At 66.7% G+C, this 12316-nt stretch carries 13 protein-coding genes; 7 read left to right on the forward strand and 6 right to left on the reverse strand.

Going from position 1 to position 12316, the window contains the following annotated elements:
• Positions 1-1725 (forward strand): helicase-related protein (locus ABZD10_RS08345; protein ID WP_372885758.1); only part of this gene is annotated, 1725 nt, incomplete at its 5' end.
• Positions 1726-1792: 67 nt separating this feature from the next.
• On the opposite strand, the gene rpsU is transcribed toward ABZD10_RS08345, so the two are convergent.
• Positions 1793-1999 carry a 30S ribosomal protein S21 gene (gene rpsU, locus ABZD10_RS08350; protein WP_005614280.1) on the reverse strand — a complete coding sequence of 69 codons (207 nt, stop codon included), beginning with the start codon at positions 1997-1999 and terminating at the stop codon, positions 1793-1795.
• Between the two features lie 109 nt (positions 2000-2108).
• On the opposite strand from rpsU, the gene ABZD10_RS08355 reads away from it, so the two are divergent.
• Positions 2109-2783, forward strand: a complete 675-nt coding sequence (locus tag ABZD10_RS08355; protein ID WP_372885761.1) for a COQ9 family protein — start codon at positions 2109-2111, stop codon at positions 2781-2783.
• A 150-nt stretch (positions 2784-2933) separates the two neighbouring features.
• Positions 2934-3920 carry an NAD(P)H-quinone oxidoreductase gene (locus ABZD10_RS08360; RefSeq protein WP_372885763.1) on the forward strand — a complete coding sequence of 329 codons (987 nt, stop codon included), beginning with the start codon at positions 2934-2936 and terminating at the stop codon, positions 3918-3920.
• Between the two features lie 12 nt (positions 3921-3932).
• Here ABZD10_RS08360 and ABZD10_RS08365 read toward each other — a convergent pair whose 3' ends face one another.
• Entirely contained in the window at positions 3933-4700 is a 768-nt protein-coding gene (locus ABZD10_RS08365) for a FadR/GntR family transcriptional regulator (protein WP_372885765.1), read from the reverse strand.
• Between the two features lie 158 nt (positions 4701-4858).
• On the opposite strand from ABZD10_RS08365, the gene ABZD10_RS08370 reads away from it, so the two are divergent.
• Positions 4859-6085, forward strand: a complete 1227-nt coding sequence (locus ABZD10_RS08370; protein WP_372885766.1) for a PLP-dependent aminotransferase family protein — start codon at positions 4859-4861, stop codon at positions 6083-6085.
• 77 nt (positions 6086-6162) lie between these two features.
• On the opposite strand, the gene ABZD10_RS08375 is transcribed toward ABZD10_RS08370, so the two are convergent.
• The gene (locus ABZD10_RS08375; protein ID WP_372885767.1) at positions 6163-7377 is read right to left on the reverse strand and encodes a hypothetical protein; all 1215 of its coding nucleotides are present in this window, start codon (positions 7375-7377) and stop codon (positions 6163-6165) included.
• 141 nt (positions 7378-7518) lie between these two features.
• Here ABZD10_RS08375 and ABZD10_RS08380 point away from each other — a divergent pair, with 141 nt between their 5' ends.
• Positions 7519-7854 (forward strand): hypothetical protein, encoded by a 336-nt coding sequence (locus tag ABZD10_RS08380; protein WP_372885769.1) that lies wholly within the window; start codon positions 7519-7521, stop codon positions 7852-7854.
• 49 nt (positions 7855-7903) lie between these two features.
• Here the strand turns inward: ABZD10_RS08380 and ABZD10_RS08385 are convergent, their stop codons facing one another.
• Positions 7904-8671, reverse strand: a complete 768-nt coding sequence (locus ABZD10_RS08385) for a sulfite exporter TauE/SafE family protein (protein ID WP_372885771.1) — start codon at positions 8669-8671, stop codon at positions 7904-7906.
• Between the two features lie 143 nt (positions 8672-8814).
• On the opposite strand from ABZD10_RS08385, the gene ABZD10_RS08390 reads away from it, so the two are divergent.
• A complete protein-coding gene (locus tag ABZD10_RS08390) occupies positions 8815-10503 on the forward strand; it encodes an acyl-CoA dehydrogenase family protein (protein ID WP_372885772.1) in 1689 nt (562 codons plus the stop codon).
• 112 nt (positions 10504-10615) lie between these two features.
• Here the strand turns inward: ABZD10_RS08390 and ABZD10_RS08395 are convergent, their stop codons facing one another.
• The gene (locus tag ABZD10_RS08395; protein WP_372885773.1) at positions 10616-10807 is read right to left on the reverse strand and encodes a hypothetical protein; all 192 of its coding nucleotides are present in this window, start codon (positions 10805-10807) and stop codon (positions 10616-10618) included.
• A 340-nt stretch (positions 10808-11147) separates the two neighbouring features.
• Between ABZD10_RS08395 and ABZD10_RS08400 the strand changes: the two genes are divergently transcribed.
• Positions 11148-11699, forward strand: coding sequence for a TetR/AcrR family transcriptional regulator (locus ABZD10_RS08400; protein WP_372885774.1), 552 nt, complete (start codon positions 11148-11150; stop codon positions 11697-11699).
• A gap of 35 nt (positions 11700-11734) precedes the next feature.
• On the opposite strand, the gene recO is transcribed toward ABZD10_RS08400, so the two are convergent.
• Positions 11735-12316: DNA repair protein RecO (recO, locus tag ABZD10_RS08405; protein WP_372885775.1), on the reverse strand; the 582-nt coding region annotated here is incomplete at its 5' end.

The following is a 12316-nucleotide window of genomic DNA, read 5'->3' on the forward strand; positions in this document are numbered from 1 at the left end:
GCCCATATCGTGGTCGCCACGCCGGGCCGGTTGCGCGACCATATCATGCGCGGCTCGATCGACCTTGGCGCCCTGCGCGCGGTGGTGCTGGACGAGGCCGACGAGATGCTCGATCTGGGTTTCCGCGAGGATCTCGAGTTCATTCTTGGCGAATCTCCCGAAGAGCGCCAGACCCTGTTGTTCTCGGCCACGGTGCCCAAGTCGATCACCCATCTGGCCAAGAATTATCAGCGCGACGCGGTGCGCGTGGTGACCAAATCGGAAGAGGGCCAGCACGCCGATATCGAATATCGCGCCATGATGGTGGCGGATCGCGACGCCGACAATGCGGTGATCAACACGCTGCGCTTTTACGAGGCGCCCAATGCCATCGTCTTTGCCAACACCCGCGCCATGGTCAACCGCCTGACCACCCGGTTGTCGAACCGCGGCTTCCAGGTCGTGGCCCTGTCCGGTGAATTGTCGCAGGCCGAGCGCACCCATGCGCTGCAAGCCATGCGCGACGGCCGGGCCCAGGTCTGTGTGGCCACCGATGTGGCGGCACGCGGCATCGACCTGCCCAACCTTGATCTGGTGGTGCATGCCGAACTGCCCTCCAACCACGAGACCCTGCTGCACCGTTCGGGCCGCACCGGCCGCGCCGGGCGCAAGGGCGTCAGCGCGCTGATCGTGACCAAGAAGTCGCAAAAGAAGGCCCAGCGCATTCTCGGCGGCGCCAAGGTCAAGGCCGACTGGACCGGCGCCCCCTCGGCGGATGATGTCAAAGCCCGCGACGAGGTGCGTATGCTGGCCGATCCGGTGTGGAACGATCCGATCCCCGAGGCCGAAAGCGGCATCATTGCCAAGCTGGTCGAGGGCTTTTCACCCGAACAGATCGCGGCGGCCTATTTGCAGATGTACCGTGCCTCGCACACCGCGCCCGAAGAGCTTTCGGATGTCGACGCCAAGCCGGCGCCGCGCAAGGAATTCGGCGCCAGCATCTGGTTCTCGATCGCCGGCGGCCGCAAGGCCGAGGCCGAGCCGCGCCGCCTGTTGCCGATGCTGTGCAAGGCTGGCGATCTGACCAAGGACGACATCGGCGCGATCCGCATTCAGTATGACCAATCCTATGTGCAGATCCTCGAAACCAGCGTGCCCGGGTTTCTGGCCGCCATTGGCGACGAGATGAAGGTCGAAGGCGGCGCGGTGGTGACCCAGTTGGCCGAGCCTCCGGTTCTGACCGACCGTCAGGGCAATGCCAGCACCGGCAGCAAGAGCTTTGGCGGCGGCAAAGCCAAGCCCGGCCATCGCGGCAAACGCCCGGAGCGCGACTTCAAGCGCGCGCCGGCAGAGGATGCGGACCGCCCCGCGCCGAAGCCCAAGGCAAGGTCCACCCCGCCGATCGATTGGGACGATGCCCCGGCGCCGCGCGTGAAAAAACCCAAGGCCGGTGATGCGGGCAAGGATCGCAAACCCAAGTATAAATCCGCCCCGGCACGGGGGGATGCACGGGGGGATGCACGGGGGGATGACGGTGGCCACGGCCCGGCCAAGCGCCGCAAGGATGGCGACAAGGCGGTCTGGTCCGGCAAACCGGGTGGCAAGCCGGGCGGCAAACCCGGTGAAAAGCCCAAGGGCCCGCCGCCGCCCAAGGGCAAACCCAACAGCAAGAAGAACAAGGCCCGCACCGCGGCCGCCAAGGCCGCCGGCAAGACCGCCAAGAGCGGGCGGCGCGACGCGCAGTAAGCCAAAAACAAACCCCCGGGGCGAGGCCTCGGGGGTTGTCAATTCTCGTGTCCAAAGCTGGGTCGGCTCAGAGCAGACCTTCGCGCTGGGCTTTCTTGCGTGCCAGTTTACGGGCACGGCGGATCGCTTCAGCTTTCTCGCGCGCTTTTTTCTCGGACGGCTTCTCGAAATGTTGCTTGAGCTTCATTTCACGAAAAACGCCTTCACGCTGCAGCTTTTTCTTCAGGGCGCGGAGCGCCTGATCGACGTTGTTGTCGCGAACACTAACCTGCATGTGGTTTTCACCACCTTTCTAAGTTGAGTTGCAAGGATTTGCAGGAAGTGGCCCTATAGCAAAGCCGGGATGCTTTGTCTAGTATGCGCGCGAGTCAAAGGAGCCGCAGATGACATCGCCCGATCCCAAATCCGCCCTCTTGGACGCCGCCCTGATGCATGTCGCCTTTGACGGCTGGTCGCAGGCCACCTTCGAGGCGGCGGTGGCCGATACCGGCATCGCCCCGGCGCTGGCCGAGGCGCTGTGCCCGCGCGGCGCGGTGGACCTTGCGGTGGCTTTCCACAAGCGCGGCGATGCGGCGATGGGCAGGCGATTCGCCGCCGAGGATGTGTCGGACCTGCGCTATTCCGAGAAGGTCGCGGCGCTGGTGCGCTTTCGTCTCGAGGCCTGCGACGACAAGGAGGTGGTGCGCCGGGGGTCGTCGCTGTTTGCGCTGCCGCAGCATGCCGGCACCGGGGCCGAGCTGATCTGGGGCACGGCAGATGCGATCTGGACCGCGCTGGGCGACACATCGGAAGATTTCAACTGGTATACGAAACGCGCCACCCTGTCCGGGGTCTATGGCGCGACGGTGCTGTTCTGGCTGGGGGATGACAGCGAGGACCACGCCGAGACCTGGGCGTTTCTGGACCGGCGCATCGAAAACGTCATGCAGTTCGAAAAGGCCAAGGCCAGGTTCAAGGCCAGCCCGATGGGCAAGCTGATGCAGGGGCCGATGTCGGCGCTGGACCGTATCCGCAAGCCGGGCGCCCGCGACGACATGCCCGGGATATGGCGCGGCTGAGGCCGGCGTGGCGCAGGGGGCGCTGCCCCGCGTCGTCTTTCTGGCAAAAGACGCCGCTCCCCGGGATATTTTTAGCAAGAGAATGAGGCAGGGTGTTTGCGCCCACCGATGCGCTGGGCCAAAGTCATCTGAAACAGAGGGAGAGTGGCCATGAGCGAGATGATGCAGGCGATCGAGATTTCACAGCCGGGCGGGCCGGAGGTGCTGCGGATGACGCAGCGCCCGGTCCCGCGGCCGGGACCGGGCGAGGTGGTGATCCGGGTCGCCCATGCCGGGGTCAACCGCCCGGACGCGCTGCAGCGCGCCGGGGCCTATGCGCCGCCGCCCACCGCCAGCGATCTGCCGGGGCTGGAAGCGGCGGGCGAGATTGCCGCCGTCGGCCCCGGCGTCGGTGAGTGGCGCGAAGGCGATGCGGTCTGCGCCCTGCTGCCGGGCGGCGGCTATGCCGAATATGTGCTGACCCCGGCGGCGCATTGCCTGCCGGTGCCCAAGGGCATGGGGCTGAAGGAAGCCGCCTGCCTGCCCGAGACCTTCTTTACCGTCTGGTCCAATGTCTTCATGCGGGGCGGGTTGCAGGCCGGCGAGCGGTTTCTGGTGCATGGCGGCTCGAGCGGCATCGGCACCACGGCGATCCAGCTGGCCAATCTTTTCGGCGCGCGGGTCTTCACCACCGCCGGGTCGGAGGAGAAATGCGCGGTCTGCCGTGAGCTTGGCGCCGAGCGGGCGATCAACTATCGCGAGGAGGATTTCGTCGAGATCCTGCGTGGCGAAGGCGGCGCCGACCTGATCCTCGATATGGTCGGCGGGCCTTATATTGCGCGCAATATCAAGTCTCTGGCCGATGACGGGCGGCTGGTGCAGATCGCGTTTCTGTCGGGGCCCAAGGTCGAGCTGAACTTTGCCCAGATCATGACCCGGCGGCTGACCGTGACCGGCAGCACGCTGCGCCCGCAGAGCGATCTGGCCAAGGCGCGCATCGCCGAGGCGTTGCGGCAGCAGGTCTGGCCCCTGCTGGAGGCCGGGCGTCTGGCGCCGGTGATGGACAGCGCCTTCCCGCTGGCCGAGGCCGCCGCCGCCCATGCAAGGATCGAGAGCAGCGGCCATATCGGCAAGATCGTGCTGAACGTCGCGGGCTGACCCGGCGCGGGTTCAGCGCCGCTGTTCGTGCTCGTAGCGCTGGCGGGCGATGGCCTCGTTGCGCTCGGCTTTCTTGAAATCGGCCAGCGCGCCTTCGACATAGTCCAGATGCCGGACCACCGCCTCGCGCGCGGCCTCGGCATCGCGGGCCTGAAGCGCGGTGTTGATGGCGCGGTGCTGTTCCAGCAGCTCGCTGCGGGTGGTGCGCTGGCGGAACATGATCGAGCGGTTGTAGAACACGCCCTCGCGCAGCAGCTGATACATCGAACGCATCATGTGCAGCATGATGACATTGTGGCTGGCCTCGATGATCGCGAGGTGGAAATCGGCGTCCAGCTGCGCCTCGTCGGCCGGGTTGCGCTTGGGGTGGGCCGCTTCCATCTTGTCGAAGACGGTCTGGATCACCATCAGGTCGGTGTCCGAGGCGAGCCGGGCGGCGCGTTCGGCGGCCAGCCCCTCCATGTCGCGGCGGAACGAGATATAGTCGAACACCGCTTCGTCATGGGCCGAGAACAGCCGCACCAGGCTGTCGGAAAAGGCATTGCCCAGCACGTCGGCGACGAAAATGCCGGACCCGGCGCGGGCGGTGAGCAGGCCGAGGTCCTGCAACTCCGAGATCGCTTCGCGCAGCGAGGGGCGCGACACCCCCAGGCGTTCGGACAGCTCGCGTTCCGCCGGCAGCCGTTCGCCGGGGCGCAGGATGCCCCGCAGGATCAGGAGTTCCACCTGGCGCACGACCGAGGTCGAGAGCTTTTCTGTCTGCACTTTCTGAAACGGCATGCGGATCCTTCGGGTGATTGGTCAGATGATATGACCACAACCGCCGGGGCAGGACAAGGGACAGGGTGGGCGGCGCTGCGTCGCAGAATGGTCAGCAGTATTGACTAATTTCTGCGGCGGCATAGCATGAGGCAATGATTCTGACCCAAGGGGGCGCCATGAGCCTTGACCAGATCTTCGCCGCGCGGACGCAGCGCATGAAGGCCTCGGAAATCCGCGAGCTGCTGAAACTGCTCGACCGGCCGGGGATCCTGTCCTTCGCCGGCGGCATTCCCGATCCCGAGCTGTTCCCGACGCGGGCCTTTGCCGGGGCCATGGCCGAGGTCATGGACCACGACGGGCGCGCGGCGCTGCAATATTCGGTGAGCGAGGGCTACCTGCCGCTGCGCCGCTGGATCGCCGGCCATATGGCGAGGCTGGGCATCGCCTGCGATGCCGATCAGGTGCTGATCACCAGCGGCTCGCAGCAGGCGCTGGATTACCTTGGCAAACTGTTCCTGTCACCGGGCGACACGGCGCTGGTGACGGCGCCGACCTATCTCGGGGCGCTCGGCGCCTTCAACCCCTACGAGCCGCGCTATGACCGGCTTGAGCCGCGCGCCAACCGCGCCCCGCAAGACATCGCGCAGGCCGCCCGCGCCGCCGGCAGCGAGGTGAAATTCGCCTATCTGTCGGCCGATTTCGCCAACCCCACCGGTGAGACCCTCGATCAGGCCGGGCGCGAGGCGGTGCTGGATATGGCCGAGGCGCTGGACTGCGCCGTCATCGAGGATGGCGCCTATCAGGCGCTGCGTTACCGCGGGCGCGAGGTGCCGACGCTGCTGGCGCTCGAGCTGGCCCGCAAGGGTGACCTCGACGCCTGCCGGACGATCTATACCGGCAGTTTCTCCAAGACCCTGTCGCCGGGGCTGCGCGTCGGCTGGGTGGTGGCGGCGCGGCCGGTGATCCGCCAGCTGGTGCTGATGAAACAGGCTTCGGACCTGCATTCGCCAAGCTTCAACCAGATGGCGGTGCATGCGGTGGCGCAAAGCCGGTTCGACGATCATGTCGCGATGCTGCGGCGCGTCTACGGCCGCCGCTGCGAGGCCATGCTCGAGGCGCTCGGGCGCCACATGCCGGCGGGTGTGCGCTGGACGCGGCCCGACGGGGGCATGTTCGTCTGGCTCACCCTGCCGCAGGCGAATGCCAGCGATCTTCTGGCCCATGCGCTCGCGCAGTATGATCTGGCCTTCGTGCCCGGGCGGGCCTTTTTTGCCGATGGCTCGGGGGATGACACGCTGCGGCTGAGTTTCTCCTGCGCCGGCGAGGCCCTGATCGACGAGGGGATGGCGCGGCTCGGGGCGGCAATCCGCGACCTCGCGGGCGGGGCAGGAGGCGGCGCATAGAAATCGGCCGAAGCATCGGGGATGCTCCGGCCGCTCTTGCGGAGGAAACACGCAAGGTGGTGCGGCGGTGACCGCACCTATTCGGCAGGCACCGCGCTACCCGTCGCGGGCTTGCCGAAATGCTGGCGGTTGAGTCGCAGCACCAATGCGACCATGGCAAGCTGGGCGATCAGCGCGACGGCGGTGACAGCCCAGAAGGCGATGCCGAACTTGTCGATGATGCCGGCGCCGACCAGGCCCTTGTTGACGAAGAAATGCAGCATCACCGACAGCGCCACGCCGGGGCAGACCAGCGCGTAGGAGCCGGGCGAGGTCTTGCTGCCGAAGACGAACTCGCTGAAATAGCCCTGGCGGCGCAGCACCAGCAGGCCGAGCATCAGGAACAGCAGCTGAACCGACAGCAGGCGGGCCAGCAGCACCAGGGTTTCGCCGGGGGCGACTTCGACGTCGAAGGTGGTGTGCAGCCCGTGGTTCTGGCGCAGGAACATGATGCCGAGCACGGTCAGGATCGGCACCACCACCATCAGCGTGGGGCCGGCCTCTTTCGCGGTGCCGTGGTGCAGCATCGAGTTGAAGGCGGTGAAGATCGCCACCAGCGCATAGACGATGGCACCGGCGCCGATAAAGGTCGACAGTATCAGCCCCAGTCCGACGGTGGTGGTGTTCTGGCTCATCGCGGCGGGGGCGGAAAAGCCGACGGCGACCATCGCCAGGGCAAAGGCCGGCAGCATCTGGGCAAAGGAATTGTTGGCGGTGACGTCGAAAATGCCGCCCTGCGACAGGATGCGGCCAAGGAAGCGGCCGATGATGCGAAACGCCAGCACGGCCACGAGGGCAAAGGCGATCAGGGCCAGCGGGAACAGGTATTCGATGATGCTCCACAGGCCGGGCACGAAGACCAGGCCGACGATGAACAGCGCGTTGATCGTCATTGCCAGCGCCAGCGGCAAGGCCGCCAGGGTGCTTTCGGCATTGGAGTTGACCAGCTTGTCATAGGCCTCGCTCTTGCGGAACGCCGACAGCGCCGAGAGGTTCCAGAGCAGCGATTTGACATTCAGGAAGACCATCGCCGCAATGCCGAGAACGGCGATGATGATCGCCGCCTGAAGCGCGGTGCCGCCGGTCTGGAAGGCGGCCGAGATGTCTTCGAAGGTGGGCACCGGCTTGCCCGGGTGCGGCACCCAGAACATCAGGTACATGAAAAAGCTGACCGCAAGGCCACCGGCACCGAGCGAGGCGAGAAAGTAGAGCGGCGAGTAACTGTCCGCCGGGCGTTTCAGGGGGGTCGTCATTGGGCTCTCCAATCGAATTTCAATATATTCAGAAATTACTATATATAACACATAAGAAAAATGGAATATAAATGCGACATCCTGCCGCAGGAGTGGGGCGGGGCAATCGGCTGTTAACCACGGCACGCGCAGGCTGGAGCGATGAAGTCTTTCTTGCCCCTGACCCTGGCGGCGCTGGCCGCCTGCGCGCCGTCATCGCGGCATTTCGCCGACATCGCTCCGCTGCGGGTCAGCGCGCAGGGCAGCGACTTCGAGTTGCGGCGGCGGCAGCAAAGTCTTGATCTGGTGCAGGTGATCCGGGTCAATGGCGAATACGCGCCCCGTCTTGGTCAGCAGTTGGGGCGGCGCGCCGAAATCGCGGTCGAGCGCGCCTATGGCTGCCCGGTGCGCCGGATCTTCGGCGACGCGGCGGTGATGCTGGCGGTTCTGGACTGCGGCGCCGCCGACGGGCTGGCGCGAATCGGCCACGGGCCCTGAACCGGCCCTGAACCGGCGCTGAATCGGCCCGGCGCCGGGCTGGGGCGGCTCAGCCGCCGAGCCCGCGCCGCACCAGGTTCAGCGCCGCAAAGGTCAGCACCAGCAGCGTCGCCCTGCGAAAGGTCGCCTGGTCGATGCGGTCCTGCACCCGCGCGCCCAGCCACATACCCGCCAGCGCCGGCGGCACCAGCGCGGCGGAAAACGGCCAGGTCTCGGCCCGCAGCACCCCCGACCCGAGATGCGCCGCCAAAAGCGCCAGCGCCCCCAGCGCATAGATCACCCCCTGCACCCGGATCTGTTCGGTCTTTTCGGTGTCCAGCGCGGTCAGGTAAAGCACCGTCGGCGGCCCCCAGACTCCCGACATGCCACCGATCAGCCCGGCGACGGCACCCAGCCCGATCTCGATCGGCCGCGACCGTGCCGCCAGCCGCACCCGCAGGCCGAACAGCTGGATCAGCGCGAACAGCGCCACCGGTCCGCCGATCAGCAGCAGCATCACATCGGCCGGCAAAAGCCGCACGAACTGCGCCGAGATCAGCAGGGCAACAAAGCCGACACCGAGAAACAGCCCGAAGCGCCGCACCGAGCGCAGCGCCGCCGCCGGCCCCTGCCGCAGCGCCTGCACCAGATTGGTCAGCACCGTCGGCAGGATCAGCCCGGCCAGCGCCAACTCGGGCGCGACGAAACTGCCGAGCCCGGAAATCAGGATCATCGGCATGGCGAACCCGACCATCCCCTTGACCACGCCCGCCGCCAGCGCAATCGCCATGGCGGCCAGCAGAAACCCGGGTTCGACCGGGAAAATCAAACTCTCCATCAGCCTTTGATAGGCGCTTGGCGATCCCGGAGCAAAAAAACTTCACGCAATAAACGATCAAATGCAGAACCCGCCCGGCATTATTGTTGCGCTGCGACTGCAAAGGGATTATGTCACACTGCAGCATGACAAGGATATGATTCATGGCCCACGACGGACAGGACCTGACGATGACCCAAACTGTAATTCTTCCCGACCTGCTGGCGCTGACCGGTGCCGCGGTCGCCCCGCTTGAAACCCTTCTGGAAAAGGCCATCGCCTCGGTGCGTGCCATGGTCAGCGTCGATGGCCGGGTCTCGGGCGGCAAGCTGGAGGAAAACCAGAACGCCGCGCATGGGCTGTCGTGGCTGGCGACCTATGTCGAGGCGCTGCGCCAGATGCAGAACTGGGCCACCCGCCTGAAGGACGACGGCCGGTTTGGCGAGATGGAGCAGCTGATCCACCAGATCGCCTTTGGCGAATACCTCTGGCAGATCCGGGGCGGCATCCCGATGTCGCAGAACGAATTCATGCGCCTGCAGGATCTGGGCCTGTCCCCCGACGACATGGCCGCCCTGTCCGAGCCGGCCATCGCCACCCTGTCGCAATCGGGCAACAGCCAGGCGGCGCGGATGCGTCTGGTGGCGCTGATGCAGGACAACGCCGGCCATGCCACCTTCGGCGCTTCGGGGCTCGACGAAGAACTCGAGATGATCCGCGAGCAGTTCCGCCGCTATGCCGACGAGCGCGTCGCCCCCAATGCCCACGAATGGCACCTCAAGGATGATTACATCCCGATGGAGATCCTTCAGGAACTGGGCGAAATGGGCGTCTTCGGCCTGACCATCCCCGAGGAATACGGCGGGCTGGGCCTGTCCAAGGCCTCGATGGTGGTGGTCTCGGAAGAGCTGTCGCGCGGCTATATCGGCGTCGGCTCGCTGGGCACCCGTTCGGAAATTGCCGCCGAGCTGATCCTCGCCGGCGGCACCGACGAGCAGAAAGAGCAGTGGCTGCCGAAAATCTCCTCGGCCGAGATCCTGCCGACCGCCGTCTTCACCGAACCCAACACCGGGTCCGACCTTGGCAGCCTGCGCACCCGCGCGGTGAAGAACGCCGACGGCGACTGGGAAGTGACCGGCAACAAGACCTGGATCACCCATGCCGCGCGCACCCATGTGATGACCCTGCTGGCGCGCACCGACCCCGACAGCAGCGACCACCGCGGCCTGTCGATGTTCCTGGCCGAAAAGACCCCGGGCGACGACGAAAACCCCTTCCCGACCCCCGGCATGACCGGCGGCGAGATCGAGGTTCTGGGCTATCGCGGGATGAAGGAGTTCGAACTGGGCTTCGACGGTTTCAAGGTCAAGGGCGAGAACCTCTTGGGCGGCGTCGAAGGGCAGGGCTTCAAACAGCTGATGAAGACCTTCGAGGCGGCCCGCATCCAGACCGCCGCCCGCGCCATCGGCGTGGCGCAGAACGCGCTCGAGGTCGGCATGCAATATGCCGAGGACCGCAAGCAGTTCGGCAAGTCGCTGATCCACTTCCCCCGCGTTGCCGGCAAGCTGGCGATGATGGCGGTCGAGATCATGGTGGCGCGCCAGCTGACCTATTTCTCGGCCTGGGAAAAGGACCACGACCAGCGCTGCGACCTCGAGGCCGGCATGGCCAAGCTTCTGGGCGCCCGCGTCGCCTGGGCCTCGGCCGACAACGCGTTGCAGATCCATGGCGGCAACGGTTTCGCGCTCGAGTATCAGATCAGCCGCATCCTTTGCGACGCGCGGATCCTGAACATCTTCGAAGGCGCGGCGGAGATCCAGGCCCAGGTGATCGCGCGGCGCCTTCTGGGCTGATCAAGGCCCGGCGACCAGACAGAGATATGTGGCTCAAAGGCCATCAAACCCCGACGCGCAGAACGCGTCGGGGTTTTCTTTCATGTGAAAAGGCCGCGCGAAACAGCCGGTCTCAGACCGCGCAAGTCATGTCCTGTCCGCAGCACATCGGCGATTTGATCTTGCCGTCGCATTCCGGGCAGCGCGAGACCTGCACCTCGCGGCCATCGGCGGTTTGGATCGTCGCGTTGACCAGCGGTTTGTCACAGTCGGCGCAAGTGGCGTTGACGCCCATGCCACAGACGCCACAACGATATGTTGCCATTTCTTTTCTCCTGTTTTGCACCCTTCGAAACTGGCGGAAACGCGCCCGGGGATCAATCATCAACTGCCGCTGGCGCGGTTTTCATCCGGGCCCGGATCGGACCGCAGCCGGGCCTGGCCGCCGCGCCGTGACTGCCGGGCGACGACAGGTGATTCCCGCCCGCGCGCCGCTGATCCGCCGTTGGCGTCAGCCCCGGTGCGACCGAAATTCACGCAGCCGCCCGCCCTGCGGGCCCGTTTATGCGCCACCAAGGGCTGCGGAGATGCGATTTCCGGCCTTGTTGCTGCACTGCGGCATCGGCGCGCTTGCAATGGTGCCGGTCGCGGCGTAGGCCGGGGGTATGGTTCGCTCAAGTCTCTCTCCCGACCGCTGGATCGACGCCGGCTTCGACGCGCTGGTGGCGCGCGGGCCTGCCGCGCTCAAGGCCGAGGCCCTGGCCCGCGATCTCGGCACCACCAAGGGCTCCTTCTACTGGCACTTCAAGGATGTGCCGGAGTTCCACAGGGCGATGCTGAACCGGTGGGAAGAAGACTGCATGCGCCGGCTGGAGGCGGTCCTCGAACAGGAGGGCGCGCCGGTGCAGCGCCTGCGCCACCTGAGCCAGGTGGTCGAGAAGGAAGAGCACTCCGAGGCCGGCGCGGCGATCGAGCCGGCGATGCGGGCCTGGGCGCGCGGGGATGAAACCATCGCCGATGCCGTGGCCCGGGTCGACGGCCGCCGGATGGCGGAACTGTCGGCGATCCTGAAGGATATCGGCCTGTCGAACCCGGAACTGGCGCGCATCCTCTATGCCGCCAATCTTGGCATGGCAGAGCTTTCGGGCCGCGACGGGCAGGACAATGCCGAGGCCCTCGGCACGCTGGTCGACCTGGTGCTGGCGCTCTATGGCTGAAACCCCGAACAGGGGGGCGGCCGCAAAGGCGCCCTTCAGGGCCGGGCCAGCCGACGGCCGAGAAGATCCATCAACCGGCCCCGCGCCTCGGGCAGGGGCCGGTGCCCCAGTTCCGGGGCCAGCCGGTGATGCATGAAATAGCCGGTGGTCTCTAGCGCCAGCAGCACCTCGTGGTCCGGGGCCGTGCCCTCGCCGCGCAGGCAGGGCGGCAGCGGCAGCAGCCGGTCGATCCAGTCTCCGGCGCCGGCGCGCGACACCGCCCGCCCGCTGCGCGGCGAAACATAGTCGAGCCCCTCGGTCGCCCCGGTGACCGCGCAGCGCGTCAGATCAAGGCCGAAACCGAGGTCGTCGAGCAGCGCCAGTTCCCAGCGCAGGTAGGCCAGCGGCCAGATGTCGTTCTGCCCCAGAAGGTCGAGCAGCTGCTCGCTGCGCCGGTAGAGGGCGCCATGGGCTTCGCGTTCGGGCAGGCAGAACCCCAGGAGCGCGGTGACCGCGTTCAGCCCCGCCAGCGCCAGCCGGTCCGACAGCGCCGCGGCGCGGCTGCGCAGCGGCTCGGCGGTGAAGCTGCCGATATGATCCTCGAGCCGCGCCCGCCAGCGCAGGTCGACCTGCGCGCC

This window comes from Shimia sp., from assembly GCF_041624275.1.
In the GTDB taxonomy this organism is placed as follows: domain Bacteria; phylum Pseudomonadota; class Alphaproteobacteria; order Rhodobacterales; family Rhodobacteraceae; genus Shimia.

Bases quoted from the DNA above. Each gene is read 5' to 3' on its own strand.
- rpsU (WP_005614280.1), bottom strand. From the start codon at position 1,999: ATGCAGGTTAGTGTTCGCGACAACAACGTCGATCAGGCGCTCCGCGCC.
- ABZD10_RS08355 (WP_372885761.1), top strand. From the start codon at position 2,109: ATGACATCGCCCGATCCCAAATCCGCCCTCTTGGACGCCGCCCTGATG.
- ABZD10_RS08360 (WP_372885763.1), top strand. From the start codon at position 2,934: ATGAGCGAGATGATGCAGGCGATCGAGATTTCACAGCCGGGCGGGCCG.
- ABZD10_RS08365 (WP_372885765.1), bottom strand. From the start codon at position 4,700: ATGCCGTTTCAGAAAGTGCAGACAGAAAAGCTCTCGACCTCGGTCGTG.
- ABZD10_RS08370 (WP_372885766.1), top strand. From the start codon at position 4,859: ATGAGCCTTGACCAGATCTTCGCCGCGCGGACGCAGCGCATGAAGGCC.
- ABZD10_RS08375 (WP_372885767.1), bottom strand. From the start codon at position 7,377: ATGACGACCCCCCTGAAACGCCCGGCGGACAGTTACTCGCCGCTCTAC.
- ABZD10_RS08380 (WP_372885769.1), top strand. From the start codon at position 7,519: ATGAAGTCTTTCTTGCCCCTGACCCTGGCGGCGCTGGCCGCCTGCGCG.
- ABZD10_RS08385 (WP_372885771.1), bottom strand. From the start codon at position 8,671: ATGGAGAGTTTGATTTTCCCGGTCGAACCCGGGTTTCTGCTGGCCGCC.
- ABZD10_RS08390 (WP_372885772.1), top strand. From the start codon at position 8,815: ATGGCCCACGACGGACAGGACCTGACGATGACCCAAACTGTAATTCTT.
- ABZD10_RS08395 (WP_372885773.1), bottom strand. From the start codon at position 10,807: ATGGCAACATATCGTTGTGGCGTCTGTGGCATGGGCGTCAACGCCACT.
- ABZD10_RS08400 (WP_372885774.1), top strand. From the start codon at position 11,148: ATGGTTCGCTCAAGTCTCTCTCCCGACCGCTGGATCGACGCCGGCTTC.